The following is a 16,621-nucleotide window of genomic DNA, read 5'->3' on the forward strand; positions in this document are numbered from 1 at the left end:
TAGCACAGTAATAGTTCTACCCAGGGGGGGGCAGTTCAACCCGGCTAAAACGTCCTTCCCAGTAAGCCTTCCAGTCGGCCGAGGAACACATGTAGGTTCAATCTCCGCTGCCCTTTCACCGCACGCACCAGCGGCCCCACCAGGGCGCGCAGTTGCTGTGTCAGCGGTGCGCGGCGTCGTAAGACGTAACCGGTTCCGCGCGCATAACGGCGATGCTTACTAATGGGAAACGCCTCCTGCCCATCATCCAGCCCTTTCACGCGATAGCCGGGGTCGTACATGATGGGCCCTTCCTGCATGAACCTGTACAACAAATCGGTGCCTTCGCCCGACTGCCAGGGTGTCGCACCACCGGTACCCAGGTTTTCGTCGAAAAGCACTCCCCTGCGCAGGATGGAGGCGCGCAGGAACGTGGCGGATTCGATGGCGTGGGTCCAGATGGTTCGCCCGTCCAGGGCAAACGGTTCGCTGGAGGTGCTGGCCACGCGCCCTTCGTATTCTCCCACTATCGCCGACGCGCCAGAGACAATCTCGGGGAGCTGGAGGATTACGGAGTCGTCGTCAAGGATGCACACCCATTCCACGTCATCAACAATGGCGGCGATGGCTTCGTTGCGTGCGGACGCGGCACCGGGCGGGTCTGTGCGGGTGGTACGCACCAGCGTCGGAAAGCGCTCGGTGTATTCCTCGCAGATGCCTGCAACGTCCGTTCCGCAGGATTGATCGTTAATGGCAACGGCCTGCGGCGGCGTCGGTAACCCCGCCAGCGATTCCAGCACCTCACGTAAATACTCGCCGTTGCCGTTTGTGGGGATAGCCACCCCATAGGTGTATGTCATGATGCGTTGTCCTGTTTGTTTGCGGTGTACATAACAAGGGCGCTCAGCCCCACAAATAACGTTAAATAGGTGATCATATCGCCGATCAGCGCGCCGTGTGCCCCACCAAGGTACGCACCAAACGGCCCAACAATAATGCCGATGGCCACCACCACGAAGCGGAACCGGGTCGCCTGCCAGGTGATTCCCTGAGCCCTGAGGAAAATGGTGGGAATGGTGGAGCAGCTGGCACACACGCGATGAATGATCGCCGGCAGCAACACGGGCACAATGGCCACGAAGTTTGCCCCAAAGATCGCTGCGGTGAGGCTGTTGGGTGCTAGCCAGATGCACAGCCCAAACACCACGATCACCAGTGCCACCACCGCGGTCATGCCAAAGAACACACGAATCACATAGGTCTTATTGCGCAGTAGATCCGGTGAGAGTTCCCGCAGCACGGTACTGCGCATGAAGTTGTTGATCAGGCTGGTCACACCCATGATGGTCAAAGCGGTGCGGAAAATAGAGACCTGCTCACTATCCGTCACAATCGCCATCACAGCCAGGATCGCCACGCCCGCCGTCGCCCCCAGGGCCGCCTCCGCGAAGAACGCCGAGCTGCGCGGGAAATTGATTGCCAGCCAGTCCAGCGTCGCGCGGAACGACACCGGCCGAATGTCCAACTGCCACACCAGCAATATGCTGACCAGCAGGCAACTCACCCCCCACACGGCCAGGAAGGCGCTTGGCGACGCCGCGACCTGCCCCACCACCAACAACCCCACCGTGGTACCAACAAATACAAGAAAATCGGAAAACAGCAGCAACTCGCTGCGCTTCTCAGCAATAGCGCAATAACGCAGCACATCCATCGCGCACACCGGAATCCCCACAAACGCGGTAGCAATCAGCGCCGAGCGGTACTCCGCCCAGAATATCGCGGTGAGCAGACACACCACTCCCCCAACCGCCGAAGCAACAATCGCCGAGCTGAAGGCGGCATCGTCGGTGGTATCGTCGCCACGCGTGGACAGCACCACCACCGTCTCCCCGCACAGCGCCCGCACCAGGCTCAGCACAATCTGGCACAGTGCCACCCCGAACACAAAATGCCCATGCACACCTAATTCCAGGAACCTGGCGCTAATAATGATGATCAGAAAGCTATTCAGACTACTGAACACCTGCGCGCCGAGCCCCGCCACTGCGTTAGCCAGCCGAGACGGTGGTTTTCTGTGCGTCATTGTTCCCGAAGAATCTCAGACATACGGGCATACTTCTGCTCCAGCGCCTCACGCTGCTCGGCGAGTCTACGGCGGTACTCCGCCCGCACGGATTCGTCATGCAGCAGCGCCTCCACCTGGGCACGCACCTCCGTGGGCGTGAACGTATTTACGTTATGCACCCACTCCGGCAAGCCCACGTCCTCAAAGGCAGAGAAGCCTTTGCGCTCATAGGCCAGGTGAATCACATAATGCCCGGCCTTCAGGGCCATGAGTGCAGCGTGCAGGCGCACAGCCACCACCACGCGCCGGGGATAATCGCCCTGGCGTAGATATTCCTCAGAGCTAATCGGGTTGTCGCCGGTGAGTTCGCGCTGCACCTCCGTATCGTTGTTGCCGCCGATGGCGCTTTGCACGTACCCCACCACGGGAATATTCGCAGCGCGCAGCAGCCGTCCCAATTCCTTGACCCGTGGGGGCAGCTCGCCGCCCACAGCACGGGTAGTGAAAATCACCGTGTCATCCACGCTGCTATCACTAGAACTCAAAGAGTCGGTAAACTCCGGGGAACTGATCGCCAGGTCCGGCAGGCGGACACAGTTAGCCAAGGCGATTTCCTGCATGGAGCGGTCGTCGCGAAGCATGTAGACACCAATGCGTTTCACCAAAGCCCGAAACAGGTGAACCGAGCCGAAACGGAATGGGCCGATGCTCTGCGGAAGGTAGACGCTCCGGGTCGAGCTGCGCCCAGCAGCGAAAATCTGCGGACCCATCACCAGCAGGCATTTCAGCATCTCCACGGGCTTCCCGGCGCGCAGGTAACCGCCGCCGACACCGACGAGCAAGTCGTAGCTGTCCAGGTTGCGCAGCACCCGCAGGTATTCCCGCGACCAGCCACGACGCCCGGGTTTGGCGTTGTAGACGGGCACACCCACATAGCTAAAGCTATCCGGGTCGGAGGCCACAACCTCCAGTTCGACGTCGTCGAAGACACTGCGGATCAGTGCCACGGATTCGTCGACAAGTAGCCCGTCGCCACGGTTGTGGGCGCTGTAGGCGTGGAGAAGCAGGATCCTCATGCCACCAACTCCTCGTACAGGCGGTGGTGGGCGGCCACGCTGTTGGCCCAGGAGAATTCGTTGGCCCAGGCGCGGCCTTCGTCCTTGACCTGCTCAAGCCAGGTGTTGTCGTTGAGGTAGGTGTTCAGGGCCTCCTCAATGGCATCGGCAGTCACATCCTGGATGTGGCCTGCGGGTCCTGCAACGTCGCGAAGGGAGCCGCGCCGGGTTGCCAGCACGGGTGCGCCTGCGGCCATGGCTTCGAGCACGGGGAAGCCGAAGCCTTCGTACAGGCTGGGGAACAGGAAGGCCCGGCAGTGTTGGAGCAGGTACACGCGGTCGGCGTTGGAGACGAATCCGACGCGCACAGTGTTGGGGCTTTCTGCAATGCGGCGTTCGATGTCTTCGGAGTTCCAGGCTGCCCGCCCGGCCACAACCAAGGGCAGGGCAAGGCGATCAACGGCATTGACCAGTTCGATGATGTTTTTGCGGGGTTCGATGTTGCCTAGGTAAAGCAGATAATCCTCGGGCAGACGATCAAGCACTTCGGGCGAGGCGACGGCGGGGGTGGAAAACAGATCAACGTCGATGCCGTGGGGGATGACGTTGATTTTCGCGGCGTCGATACCAAACACATCCTGGAGTGTTTCGCTGCTGGATTCGGAGACGGTAATCAGGGCATCGGTAAAGCGCATGGCGGCCCGTACGCGGCTGCGCCAGGTGAATTCCTGGACAGGGTTGCGCACGCCTTCGGCTACGGCGCTGGCCACACCGTGAACGGTCACCACGGAGGGGCGTCGCACGGGGATGAGCGGGCCGGTGTCGGCGCTGTAGTGCACCAGCTCTCCAGAAGTGGGTTTCTGCAGTGCCGAGTATTGTTCCATGAGCGCGGTGACGGGTGCTTTGGAGTGGTACGGAAGCGTGTCCACTTCCCACCCATATTCCTTAATGCCTTCCGCAATAGCGCGGGTGTACGTGGTGTTGCCACCAACATTTCGTTCTAAAATCCGGCCCGGATAGTAGACTTTTTTCATTGCTGCTGCTCTTTCAGGGTGTATCGTTCGGTGGTTTTCCATAAGTCAAAGACGAACCACATGATCAGAATGCCCAGGAATATGGGGACACTGCGGCCCAACGTTAGGTAGGAAATGCGCGGCAATTCCACGAATGCGTAGCACAAAATCGGAACAGCCATCATGGAAATGAGGTGACCGTTTTTTGCTTGACGGAATAGCACAGTAGATATGTATCCAACGGCGAAAAAGAGGATGAGCACGGTGGCTAGGGAGAGTTCGCCGATCAGTGGAAATATCGTGCCAGTATTGGTGAGGCTGGGGTTGGCAAACAGTTCCAATTGCATGCCCCACCATTGGTCAAAGTTGGTGCCGGATACGGCGTCGGTGCCGAAGAAACTCCCCGGCAGGTTATAGAAGGCATAAAACGCTGTGTGGTCGAGGTTATTGGCGTCGGCAAGTCTGCCGTACAGCACGCCATTGTTGGTGGCAGTGGCGTAGTAGGACAAGAAGCGGCTGATAATAAACTCGGTGTAGGTTTGCGATGTTTGGGTGCGCAGCACCGCCCACGAGCGGGAATATTCCCCCACCGCAAACAGTATGAACACAAACAGCCCCAGCACAATCGGAAGGATATTGGTGATCCACTTCCGCGCCGATGGCCAGCGCACCTTCGTTGGCCACAGTGATGCCGCGAGGATTACCGCCGGTACGGCCACTTCCAGGAAGGCGATGCGCTCGGCGTAGAACACAAAACGTAAGACAGACAAAAACAGCACAAACCACACGATGAGCTTGGAGTTTTTCTCCGCAAGCCGGTCTCGCAGAATGCCCAGCACTACCACCAGCGACCCGAATTGCGTCAGGGTAGTCAGCCCGGCTGTGGGTTGCGCGGTACCTTTCAGTTGCGACACGGCCCCGGGGTCGCCCTTGATGGTGGCCAGCACTTCCGCACCAGTTAGCCCACTGTGGAACGCCTTGATGATCCAGATGCTGTATCCGATGATGGTGAGCACGGTGAAAATGTAAAACAGCGTGTTTAGCTGGCGGCTTTTGAGGAACTTCGCTGTGTCTGCCACGTAGTTTTCGTTGTTGCGTTGGCTTATCGACGCCGCAACAACAATGCCCAGCAGCACCGCGACGATCACACTTCCCACCTCAACCGCTTCAACGTGGGTGACATAGCGCGGTGTTTTCCAAATGTTGTACTGCTCGTCGTCCACGAAGACAATGGCGTAGAACACCACCAGGAGGCTGATCACCAGAAGCGTGCTGGGACTTGCCCACCAGGGAAAACGTATGTTTTTCATTCGTCTTCCCTTCTCTCCATGGTCCACCGTGAACTGATGGCAACCAGGGTGATGCCCAGCAGCATACCCAGCACCAGGCCAGAGAGCCGCCAGTCAGCGCCTGCACCTGACTTGAAGGCGGCGATGCTTTCGGAGTTGATGAACAACAAACCGGTATCCAGGTACAGAGCACCTCGATGGTCCTGCAGGTATTGCTCCAGGGTGTCAAACGCGGCACTGGAGACGGCAGAGCTGACCTCGGGCTGTTTCGAGGACACACGTATCGTAACCACACGTGTGGTTCGGGTCGCGGTACCGGTGATCTCAAACAGGGCTGCGTTCACGCCGGAGCGTTGGGATAGCCGCTGGTGAAATTCCTCCGAGTTGGTGGCCTCACCCAGCAGCACCGTGTCATCACGGGTGCGACCGAGAGCAGTGAGCCGAGAGTTTTCGTTATCGTCTTCGATGTGGGGGTTGGTCACCAAAATTTTGGAGTCCACCACGTATTCGTTGTCAAGAGTTTGACTGTACGCGTGGCCCAACTGCCACCCAATGGCCGCAAGGATCGGCACCAGTGCCCACATGAGCAGCCGGAACGCGATGTTCTTCTGGAGGGGAGTTATGTTCTCGGTGATTGTGTGTTCTTCTTTATCGTTCATGACACTGTCGCAAGTTCGTAGGCGCGGATCAATGCTTGTTTCTGGCTGTCAAAGCTGTGGGCCGCAAGCAGCGGGTCCCAGTGCTGCGAGAGGGGCTGGTTCTGTTCAAGTTGCTTTAAGACAAGGCTGCTGGCTTGTTCTGCGGTGTCAAAGCGCGCCGATTCCGGGCATTCCTTCAGTGGCGCAATATTGGACACAAAGGTTGGCACATGGGAGTTGATGGCCTCAAGAATCACCATGGGGAATCCATCCCACCGTGAGGTGTACACCAGCATGGATAGCTCCGTGAGTTTCTTCTGCAGGTCCACTCCCCCAAGCCAACCGGTCACATGCACCCCGGCAGCCTTCAGGGCGTCCCGCTGAGCGTCATCACCGTCGCCGATCCACACGAACTCCACGTCGCTGTTGTGCCTCCTCACCGATTCAACAATGTCAATGAAACGTTGCGGGTCGCGGTACTCGTTAATCCTGCCGACCATACCCACCACCGGGCTTGACGACGCCCCCCACCGCAGCTCCTGCGCAGGATGATCCGGCGGCAGCGCGTTAGGGATAGTCACCACTGGAACACGGGCATTCAAATCCGACAACAATTCACTTTCATGCACGGAACACCCGGCAAACACTTTCGTCTTCCACGACAGTAGCTTTTCCACACCCTTATATGCGGCGCGCTTCACGGAAGAAAAATCGGGCCGACCATAGGCAATCGCGTGGGGCGTATACACCACCGGAACATTCACACACAAAGTAGCAATTCGACTATACGCACCTGCGAAACTCGAATGCGCATGAATAACATCAGGTCTGACCTCTCGGGCAACCTTCGCGACCTTCTTTACCGCGGCTAGGTGGTTTGTTGGTAGAACATAAAACGCGGAGCTTCCTTCAACCTCACGCATAGTGATGTTGTGCCCGCGCCGGGAATTGGCGAGTACAACATGATCCAGCTCGGGAGTCGCCTTAACATAGCCCGCTAGCGCCGTTTGAACGCCTCCCGCCAGGCATTCCGTAACGTGTAATACCCGCATTGCTTCCTTCCATAAATACAACCTTTGGAAGACATTACACTAGGAAATTAACACTTTCCCGATAACGGATCTAAATATTCCTTAAAAATCAATCCCCATTTTGTTGTACTATCACCTAATTCAATTTCACTGGAATTCAATCTCAATTCATGCATTACCTATGATCACGCGCAACCACAGCCCCCACCACCGCGACGATCCCCACCATTTCGGCGATAGAAAGGCTTTGCCCCAGCGCCACGGCCCCCAGCAGCGCAGCCGTCAAAGGAAGTAGCGCCAACAGAATGGCAAAGTATGACGGCCCTGCCATCCTAAGCACAACCTGATCCAAGCTGTACGGAATCGCTGCGCCGAGAATCCCCAGACCAACCACCGTAGGTAGCGGAACACCTGCTCCATGCGGCCACAGCACTGCAACCAGCGGCAATCCAACGACAGTGGCATAGCAAAAACCAACGGTCAGGCGCCCATTCGAACTCCCTGCCGTAGCAATACGTGCGCCCAGCACAATATAGATCGCCCATAACGTCGCAGCTAACAGGGCAAAAATGACTCCACGTGGACTCGCTGACCAACGCGCCCCTGACATCAGCAACACCCCACCCCCAGCCAACAGCAAGGCAAGCCAATCCCGTATTGACCTGCTTCCCCATGCTGCAACCACGATCGGCCCCATAAACTCAATAGCCACCGCAGTGCCTAATGGAAGTTCCGCGATGGCCTCATAAAAGACCATGTTCATACCCATGGTCACGCAACCAAATACGCCAGCGACAAGCCCAACACGTCTCGTAAACTCCCAGCGTGCAGGCCGCACAACAACAAGGAGCACCACGCCTGCAGCAGCAACGCGAAACCACGCAACAATCGTTGGCGGGAAGCGTTCAAATAGCCCCACCGCAAGGGCTGCTCCGGCGTATAGCGACAGCCCTGAGGCAATCATCACGGCAGGCGCGGTGAGGCGTTGTCTCATGGGCGGTGATTATATCGAACAGCCACGAGGACTATTCATCGTAGAAGCCACGTGAAGGCGCCCTCAATGAGGACTTCCAGGACGAATTCTGCGATTTTGCGCCCCAGAGTTCTAAGTTTCAAGGCTGGCCCCGTTGGTGGCTATGACGTTTTTGTACCAGTCAAAAGACTTCTTCTTGTAGCGCGCCAGGGTCCCCTCGCCGTTGTCGTCGCGGTCGACGTAGATGAAGCCGTAGCGTTTGCTGAGTTGTGCGGTGGAGGCGGACACTAGGTCGATGCAGCCCCAGGTGGTGTAGCCAAGGGTATCAACACCGTCCGCAATGGCTTCCCCTACCTGCACAAGATGGTCATTGAGGTAGGAAATTCGATAATCATCATCAACAAACCCGTCAATGAGTTCGTCACGCGCACCGAGCCCGTTTTCCACAATGAACAGGGGTTTTTGCCAGCGATCCCAGTAGTCGTTCATGATGATGCGCAGACCAACAGGGTCGATTTGCCAACCCCATTCGGAAGCGTTGAGGGTGGGATTGGGCACACCGCCGATGAGATTACCCTCGCCCGCAACGCGCTTGTTAGGGTCGGCGGTTTCACAGGCGGACATGTAGTAGCTGAAAGACACAAAGTCGACAACATACATAAGGTCGTTGCGGTCTTGCTCCGTGATGTCTAGGTCCACGCCACGTTCTTTCAAGTGCCGCAGCAGGTACCCGGGATAGTAGCCGCGGCAGTGGATATCGCCGAAGGCATAGTCGGATTGCGCGGCGCGTTGGGCTGCGCGGGCGTCGTCAGGCGTGGGGCTTAGTGGGTAGCGCGGGACAGCGAGGATCATGCACCCGATCTTGTTATCGGGATCAATCTCGTGCCCACACCGAACAACCCGCGCGGAGGCGACAAGTTCGTGGTGTACCGCCTGGTAGAGCTCTTGTGTGCTGGGGTTTCCTGGAATGCCGCCGGACATGAACGGGAAGTGCAGCACTGAGTTGATTTCGTTGAAGGTGAGCCAGTATTTCACGCGTCCCGCGAAGCGTTCAAACAGGACGCGGGCGTAGCGTTCGTAGAATCCAATGAGAGCGCGGTTGGTCCAGCCACCGTATTCCCTAGCCAGGTGGAGTGGGGTTTCGTAGTGGCTGATCGTCACCAGCGGTTCGATGCCGTGTTTTTCCAGTTCATCGAGGATGCGTTCGTAGAAGCGCAGTCCTTCCTCATTGGGTTGCTCCTCGTCGCCACGAGGAAAAATGCGTGACCACGCCACAGAAAACCGAAATACTTTAAAGCCCATCTCGGCAAAGAGGGCAATATCCTCAGCGTAGCGGTGATAAAAGTCGATAGCGTCGAGCTTGAGGTTGTCCGGCGTGGGGGCGTCGGTGGGCGGCGTCGTCACGCCGTGGGGCATGACGTCCTGAATGCTGAGTCCTTTGCCGCCTTCGTTGTAGGCACCTTCGATTTGGTTGGCGGCAGTCGCACCGCCCCAAAGAAAACCGTCGGGAAACATTCGAGTCCTTTAGTTGCGTATAACCAGGTCAATGAGTCCCGGGAAGCGTTGGTCCATGTCGTCGCGGCGGAGAGTAACCCAGCGTTCCCGCCCGCGAATGGTGGTGGTGGTCACTCCTGCTTCGCGGAGCACTTTCCAGTGGTGGGACAGGGTTGATTTGTGCAGGGGCAATTTCTTTAGCACAAAACCACAGCTCACGGAACCTTCCTCATCGAGGATTGCAATGAGCTGCAAACGCACCGGATCTGCCAGTGCCTGCAGAACAGGGAGTAGTTCTATGTCGCTGAGCGCTGGCTGCGGAAGTGGAGCGTGATCCATGGCTTCATCATACGTTATTGAAACAGTTTGATGATTTTCATATTGTTGGAAGTATGTCAAACAAACTATGGCCCCTCACGCTCATGACCTTCGCCGTGGGCACCGACACCTTCATCCTCGCCGGACTCCTCAAAGAAATCGGCTCTGACCTGCACGTATCGACGACCACCGCCGCACAGCTGGTCACCATCTTCAGCATCACCTTTGCCTGCTGCGCCCCCATCCTCAGCACACTCATCCGCCCCAGCCACGCGCTCCGGGCGGGCCTTGTCATCTTCATCCTCGGCAACGCATTCACCGCCCTCGCCCCAACATTCGGCGTAGCACTGGGTGCCCGCGTCCTTACTGCAGTCGGCGCGAGTATGCTCACCCCCTCCGCGTCGGCCATCACCGCCGCCATCACACCACCTGAACAGCGCGGACGCGCCCTCGCCTTTGTCATGAACGGACTCATGACGGCCACCGCCCTCGGCGTCCCCGCCGGACTCATCCTCGGCAACGCCAACTGGCGGCACACCGTCTGGATCCTCGCCATCCTGGGATTGATTGCGCTCATTGCGAACCTCCTTGTCGTCCCCGCCGTTGACATGCCACCCACCACCCGCGCCCGCCGCGTTCCCCTTCACGCGCTCATTGTCATTGCCACCACCATCCTCGTTGTGGGTGCCAACATGCAGGTATTCACTTACGCGCAGGTCATTACAGGACTGACGGGAAAGTGGCTGATCGCGTGCCTTACGGCATTTGGCGTGTTCACCGTGATCGGCAACATTGCCGCCGGACGACTCACTGACAGTCGCGGGCCACTGTTTACTGTGGTCACCAGCATCGTCGGACTAATGATCATTCTCCTGGCCGCTCCCCTCCTTCCCCCGCTGCTCCTGCTCAGCATCAATGGTTTCTTCGGCGGCATGTTCACCGTCCCCCAGCAGGCCCGCATTGTCGCCATCAACCCGACGCTCCTCGGCCTACTCTCATCTGCCGTATATATCGGCTTTGCGACATCCAGCGCACTCGGCAAAGTCGTAATCGACAACATTGGCCCGTACGCCATCACCTGGACCGCCGCCGCACTGCTTATCATCCCCCTCACCCTCTGCTACCCCCGCTGGAATTTTGGGTATAATAGAAAACATCAGCGATAATTTTTCGGAGGGGTATCATGGCCACGGCTTTCTACAATGTTGCTGACCCCAACAATGCCTTCGCCGTGCACAGCACCACCATAACCAAGCAGGAACTTGGCTTTTGGTTGAGTGTCTTCACCCCGGACAGCGTTGACGACGACATCGATGAGTTCATCTCCTCCATCGTCGCCACCACCCATTATACTCGAACGGACGTTTCCCAAGCCTGCGACGTAGCCTTGATGTTGCACGCCATGCCGCACCTGAAGGACTACGCCCTCAACACTGGTGTGCTCTGCCTGCGCCGCCTGCACCTTATCTACCGACACACCCTCGCCATCGAACCAGAACTCATCGAACCGCACCTCATCAACCTGGTCACCCCAACCAGCCCCCACCAGCAATTACCGACGCCCCGAACGCTCGCCGCCCAGGTCCGCAAACTGGTGCTCTCCCTCGATCCCCCAGCGGCGCACAAGACTATCGACGCCGCGGAGGAGGAACTGCGCTTCCGCGCCCACCCGAACGGTCTCACCACCGTCTTCGGGGCGTTGCGGAGCGACAAAGCCGTAGTCATCTCGCAGGTACTCAAGGCGATTTCCACTGATCAGCACTGTGACCTCAACGAAGCCTTGTACAAACTCGCTGCTGAGCACGTCGATTCGTGCAGCATTGTACTTAATCTCTGGGATCACGATTACCTCCAGGGCGCGGGTTGGCTGTCTGATGATTGCGTCATCCGCGACATGCAAGCCGCATCCACGAAAACCAGCTCTTCCTACATCACCCCCATCGACATTCGCGCATTTGTCATCGGGCGCGACGGCACCTGCCGCTTCCCAGGTTGTGACCGCCCCGCCTGGGAATGCGACACGGACCATGTGATTTCCGACGCCGATGGCGGCCCCACCACCGCAGCAAACCTACAAGCGCTGTGCCGCCACTGTCATAACATTAAAACCGACAAACTCGCCATACCCACCATGCACAAAGACGGCACCGTGGAATGGCGATTCAAAGACGGGACCGTGGCCATCACCCATCCAACAGGCCCGTTAGCCGGGGTGGAGATGCCCAATCCCCCACCTCCACCGGCAGAACCCCAGCGCACCACACCGAAGTTTCGCCAGACGTTCAGTCAGCGACACATCAAGCGAATCAGGAGGCAAGCGTCATAGACGCGGTGACACCCTCAACGATGTTGTGGGTGCCGTCGCCATGCCCAACAACAAACGACGTGGCCAAAACCTCACGAGCCATGTCATCTTTGTGGCGCTCTGCCCACTCAACTTTGTCCTCGGACACAAACAGCTCGACCTCAATGCGATCCGACACCGCAAAACCAGACGACTTTCGGGCATCCTGCAGACCACGGATCACGTCAGCGGCCCAGCCTTCTGCCTCAAGGGCTTCCGTGACTTCGCGGTCAACCAGCACCAAGCCATCCACACCCTCGATCTGCGCGGTGCACTCGGGGTCGGCCGCAACGAGTCGTTCGGTGAACTCATCCGCCGTGAGAGTGATGCCATCAGCAACAACGGAGTCGTCGTTGCGTGTATAGTTGCCCGCTTTGACGGCCTTGATCACGCGTTGAACATCCTTGCCCAGACGCGGCCCGGCGACACGGGGATTGACTACAACCTCAAAGCGGCCAATGCTGTCCACATCATCAGTCAGCACAAGCTCCTTGACGTTCACCTCGTCCTTGATGATGTCACTGAACTCACTGAGACGCTGCGATTCTGGCAGCGCCACCGTCAGTTTCGGCAACGGCAAGCGGTTGCGCAACTTGTTGGCCTTACGCACTGACGACGCCGCCGAACACACGCCGCGCACTTCGTCCATGGTGCGCACCAGGGCGTCGTCACGCGGGAAGTCATCGGGATTCGGGAACTTCATGAGGTGCACAGAGCGTTCGCCGGTGAGCCCACGCCAGATGACCTCAGTGATCATCGGCAGCAGCGGGGCGGCCACACGTGTCAAGGTTTCCAGCACCGTGTACAGCGTGTTGAAGGCTTCCGGGGTTTCATTCCAGAAACGCTCACGGGAACGACGCACATACCAATTAGTCAGCACATCACAGAAGGAGCGAACTTCATCACACGCACGGGCAACGTCCGTGTTGTCCAGCGCGTCCTGCGTGTTGGCGATCAGGTTATGCAACTTCGCCAGAATGTAGCGATCCAGCACATTCGTCGAGCTGACATCCCACGTAGCCGGCTCAACCGCGTACAGCTGCAGGAAGGTGTAGGCATTCCACATGGGCAGCAGCGCCTGACGCACACCCTCGCGGATGCCCTGCTCCGTCACAATGAGGTTGCCGCCACGCAGGATCGGGGAACTCATCAGGAACCAACGCATGGCATCCGAGCCGTCGCGCTCAAACACCTCGTTGACGTTTGGATAGTTGCCCTTTGACTTGGACATCTTCAGCCCGTCATCGCCCAAGACAATGCCGTGCGCAACCACCTTCTTGTAGGAGGGGCAGTCAAACAGCGCCGTAGACAGCACGTGCATGGTGTAGAACCAGCCGCGGGTCTGACCGGAATACTCGACGATAAAGTCCGCCTGGTTGTGCGTATCAAACCACTCGCGGTTCTCAAACGGATAGTGCTTCTGAGCAAACGGCATGGAACCAGACTCGAACCAGCAATCCAGCACCTCCGGCACGCGGCGCATTGTGGACTTTCCTGTGGGATCATCCGGGTTCGGGCGGGTCAGCTGGTCAATGTGAGGGCGGTGCAAGGATGTTGGTCGCACACCAAAGTCGCGTTCCAATTCGTCCAAGGAGCCGTACACATCAACGCGCGGATACTCTTCAGAATCCGACACCCAGACCGGGATAGGCGAACCCCAGTAGCGGTTCCTGGAGATGTTCCAGTCGCGCGCACCTTCCAACCACTTGCCGAACTGCCCGTCACGGATATGCGCGGGCATCCATTCGATCTCTTGGTTCAACTCCACCATGCGGTCGCGGAACTTGGTCACCGCAACAAACCACGACGGCAGCGCCATGTAGATCAGCGGCTCGCCGGAACGCCAGGAATGCGGGTAGGAGTGCTCGATCGTCTCGTGACGCAGTACCCTACCCTTCTCCTTGAGGTCACGGATGATGTTCTTATTAGCATCAAACACCAACTGCCCCTCATAGTCAGGCACCAGTGAAGTAAACTTTCCGTCCATGTCCACCGGGATCACCACATCAATGCCGTACTTCTGGCAGGTGATCATATCGTCCTCACCAAAGGCCGGGGCTTGGTGGACAATACCGGTGCCATCTTCGGTGGTCACGTAGTCCGCGTTCAAAATTTTAAAGGCGCCTGGTTGGTCGCTGAAATAATCAAAGATCGGCTTGTAGGTCAGGCCCTCCAGCTCCGAACCGGAGTGTGTGGACAGCACCTCGTAGTCATCGAAATAGCCACTGACCAGGTTCTCCGCCAGAAGGTAGCGCTCATCGCCCACTTTGATGTGTGCATAAATGGTGTCTGGATGCACAGCCAGAGCCAAGTTGGATGGAAGCGTCCACGGCGTCGTCGTCCACGCGAGAGCATTCGCGCCTTCAAGTTCGCCGGAGGTGATCGGCATGGTCACCGTCAACGCCGGATCCTGGCGCATCTTGTAGGAGTCATCCAACCGGGTTTCCTGGTTTGATAGCGGCGTGTGCTCCGCCCATGAGTACGGAAGCACGCGGAAACCCTGGTAGATCAGGCCCTTGTCGTACAGGGTTTTAAACGCCCACATGACGGACTCCATGAAGCCCAAGTCCATCGTCTTGTAGCCATTATCAAAATCAACCCAGCGTGCCTGGCGAGTCACATAGTCTTTCCACTCCTCCGTGTATTGCAACACTGAGGTGGCACAGTACTCGTTGAACTTTTCCAGGCCCATGGCCTCAATCTCGCCCTTGTCTTTGATGCCAAGCTGCTTCTCGGCTTCAAGTTCGGCGGGCAGGCCGTGGCAGTCCCACCCAAACACGCGGGCAACCTTCTTGCCCTGCATTGTCTGATAGCGCGGGATAATGTCTTTGACGTACCCCGTTAACAAGTGTCCGTAGTGCGGCAGGCCGTTGGCAAAGGGAGGACCGTCATAGAAGACGTATTCTGGGTCGCCGTTGAGGGATGCCTGGAAAGTCTGGTCCTGCTTCCAATAGCCAAGAACCTGCTGTTCCATGTCGGGAAAACGGGTGGATCCACCAGTGAGATCGACACGTGGGTATACAGCCATAACGCTCCTTCAGTAGTCACTGCAGGGACGCAATGGCTGCGCGGTACCACCCTGCTTGAGCGTTATAGCCCCACTTCATTTGTGATCGGTTCTACTGAGCACGTGGCTGTTCTTCCGAAACGCTCCCCGGTGATTGCCGGATCGTAGCGCGAGTGCTGTTATTTTAGTCTGCGCTTACGCGCATAGTCAATCCCCCATAACGCAAGACCCGCGATCGCATCGAGCACCAGTAAATACGACCAGATGTCAGAGTGTGACTGCACGGTCAATACCAGTAGCACGAAGCCAATTAAGGCCAATGCGATCGCGGCAACAAGCATAAGGGTTAGCTGTTAGCCTCAACACCACCGTGTGGTGCTGCGGATCCGCGGGTGGACAGATCTTCCAGCTGGCTCTCAAGGTAGGTCTTCAGGCGAGTGCGGTACTCACGTTCGAAGGTACGGAGCTCAGCAATGCGACCTTCCAGGGCGGTCTGCTGCTTCTTCACGGTAGCCATGATTTCGGTGTGCTTACGCTCAGCGTCAGCCTGCAGGGCGTTGGCCTTGTCGTTAGCCTGGCGCAACTGGGCGTCGGAACGCGCGCTGGCGTCAGCGATCATGGCGTTGGACTTCTGCTCAGCCTGAGCGATCATAGTGGAGGAACGCTGAGTAGCCTCAGACACCAGCTGGTCAGCGGTGGAGCGGGCGTCAGCCAAGGTTGCCTCAGACTCACGCTTTGCAGCAGCAAGGGTGGCCTGAGCGCTGGAGTTCGCCTCGGTGATGGTCTTCTCAGCGGCGGCACGAGCCTCATCCAGCATGGTCTGTGACTCGGTGCGAGCATCGTTGGTCAGACGGTCAGCCATCTCCTGCGCCAAACCGAGCACACGGGCGGCCTGCATGTGGGTTTCAGCAGTGGCAATCCCGTCCACATCAGCGACGGAGGAGCTGCTGTGGCGCTGAACTGCGGCAGCCTCCTCGCGGGCGGCCTGAGCCTGAGCCTGAGCTAGCTGCAGCTCATCTTGAGCCTTAGCGGTCTCTGCTCTGGCCTGAGCAAGCTTCTTTTCGTATTCGGCACGGAGCTCTTCCTCCACCTCACGGCGGATAGCGGCAGTATCAACGCTTGCAGCACTCGACCGACCGGATGTAGCACCGGAACCAGCCTGCGCCAGCTCATTATTGAGCTCCTCCACCTGCTGGCGGAGATCCTCGTTCTCGTCGAGCAACTGGCCAAGAGTGTCTTCAACAAGGTCGAGGAATTGATCGACCTCGTCCTCGTTATAGCCACGCTTACCAATCGGCGGCTTAGCAAAAGCGACATTATGCACGTCAGCTGGAGTCAGCGGCATGGACGGTTCCCTTCACGTGTTGTTAGCCCCATGTTGGGACTGGCCGTAGGACTTCCCCACGACCTTG

14 protein-coding genes are annotated in these 16,621 nt (G+C 58.1%); 2 read left to right on the forward strand and 12 right to left on the reverse strand.

Annotated features, from left to right (window positions below):
• Positions 1-44: 44 nt before the first annotated feature.
• The 10 genes from CDUR_RS08785 to CDUR_RS08830 form a co-directional block, all read right to left on the reverse strand.
• Positions 45-839, reverse strand: a complete 795-nt coding sequence (locus tag CDUR_RS08785) for a glycosyltransferase family 2 protein (protein ID WP_179417922.1) — start codon at positions 837-839, stop codon at positions 45-47.
• A complete protein-coding gene (locus CDUR_RS08790; protein ID WP_006063877.1) occupies positions 836-2,065 on the reverse strand; it encodes an MATE family efflux transporter in 1,230 nt (409 codons plus the stop codon). The genes CDUR_RS08785 and CDUR_RS08790 overlap by 4 nt, the downstream gene beginning before the upstream one ends.
• Positions 2,062-3,123 (reverse strand): polysaccharide pyruvyl transferase family protein, encoded by a 1,062-nt coding sequence (locus CDUR_RS08795; RefSeq protein ID WP_179417923.1) that lies wholly within the window; start codon positions 3,121-3,123, stop codon positions 2,062-2,064. Before CDUR_RS08795 ends, CDUR_RS08790 begins: the two co-directional genes overlap by 4 nt.
• Positions 3,120-4,136, reverse strand: coding sequence for a glycosyltransferase family 4 protein (locus tag CDUR_RS08800; protein WP_179417924.1), 1,017 nt, complete (start codon positions 4,134-4,136; stop codon positions 3,120-3,122). The genes CDUR_RS08795 and CDUR_RS08800 overlap by 4 nt, the downstream gene beginning before the upstream one ends.
• Positions 4,133-5,425, reverse strand: a complete 1,293-nt coding sequence (locus tag CDUR_RS08805; protein WP_179417925.1) for an O-antigen polymerase — start codon at positions 5,423-5,425, stop codon at positions 4,133-4,135. The genes CDUR_RS08800 and CDUR_RS08805 overlap by 4 nt, the downstream gene beginning before the upstream one ends.
• Positions 5,422-6,063, reverse strand: a complete 642-nt coding sequence (locus tag CDUR_RS08810) for a hypothetical protein (RefSeq protein ID WP_179417926.1) — start codon at positions 6,061-6,063, stop codon at positions 5,422-5,424. Before CDUR_RS08810 ends, CDUR_RS08805 begins: the two co-directional genes overlap by 4 nt.
• The gene (locus tag CDUR_RS08815; RefSeq protein ID WP_179417927.1) at positions 6,060-7,094 is read right to left on the reverse strand and encodes a glycosyltransferase; all 1,035 of its coding nucleotides are present in this window, start codon (positions 7,092-7,094) and stop codon (positions 6,060-6,062) included. The genes CDUR_RS08810 and CDUR_RS08815 overlap by 4 nt, the downstream gene beginning before the upstream one ends.
• A 154-nt stretch (positions 7,095-7,248) precedes the next feature.
• Positions 7,249-8,067, reverse strand: a complete 819-nt coding sequence (locus CDUR_RS08820) for an EamA family transporter (protein WP_233452928.1) — start codon at positions 8,065-8,067, stop codon at positions 7,249-7,251.
• Positions 8,068-8,178: 111 nt separating this feature from the next.
• A complete protein-coding gene (locus CDUR_RS08825) occupies positions 8,179-9,561 on the reverse strand; it encodes a glycoside hydrolase family 1 protein (protein WP_179417928.1) in 1,383 nt (460 codons plus the stop codon).
• 9 nt (positions 9,562-9,570) lie between these two features.
• Positions 9,571-9,879 (reverse strand): ArsR/SmtB family transcription factor, encoded by a 309-nt coding sequence (locus CDUR_RS08830; protein WP_006063885.1) that lies wholly within the window; start codon positions 9,877-9,879, stop codon positions 9,571-9,573.
• A gap of 53 nt (positions 9,880-9,932) precedes the next feature.
• On the opposite strand from CDUR_RS08830, the gene CDUR_RS08835 reads away from it, so the two are divergent.
• On the forward strand, positions 9,933-11,024 hold the full coding sequence (locus CDUR_RS08835; protein ID WP_179417929.1) for an MFS transporter: 1,092 nt from the start codon (positions 9,933-9,935) through the stop codon (positions 11,022-11,024).
• Positions 11,025-11,041: 17 nt separating this feature from the next.
• Positions 11,042-12,184 (forward strand): HNH endonuclease signature motif containing protein, encoded by a 1,143-nt coding sequence (locus CDUR_RS08840; RefSeq protein ID WP_179417930.1) that lies wholly within the window; start codon positions 11,042-11,044, stop codon positions 12,182-12,184.
• Here CDUR_RS08840 and ileS read toward each other — a convergent pair.
• A complete protein-coding gene (gene ileS / locus CDUR_RS08845; protein WP_179417931.1) occupies positions 12,165-15,230 on the reverse strand; it encodes an isoleucine--tRNA ligase in 3,066 nt (1,021 codons plus the stop codon). The genes CDUR_RS08840 and ileS overlap by 20 nt on opposite strands.
• Positions 15,231-15,555: 325 nt before the next feature.
• Positions 15,556-16,554 carry a DivIVA domain-containing protein gene (locus CDUR_RS08850; RefSeq protein ID WP_006063890.1) on the reverse strand — a complete coding sequence of 333 codons (999 nt, stop codon included), beginning with the start codon at positions 16,552-16,554 and terminating at the stop codon, positions 15,556-15,558.
• Positions 16,555-16,621: the final 67 nt, after the last annotated feature.

The organism is Corynebacterium durum, from assembly GCF_030408675.1.
Classification (GTDB): Bacteria; Actinomycetota; Actinomycetes; order Mycobacteriales; family Mycobacteriaceae; genus Corynebacterium; species Corynebacterium durum.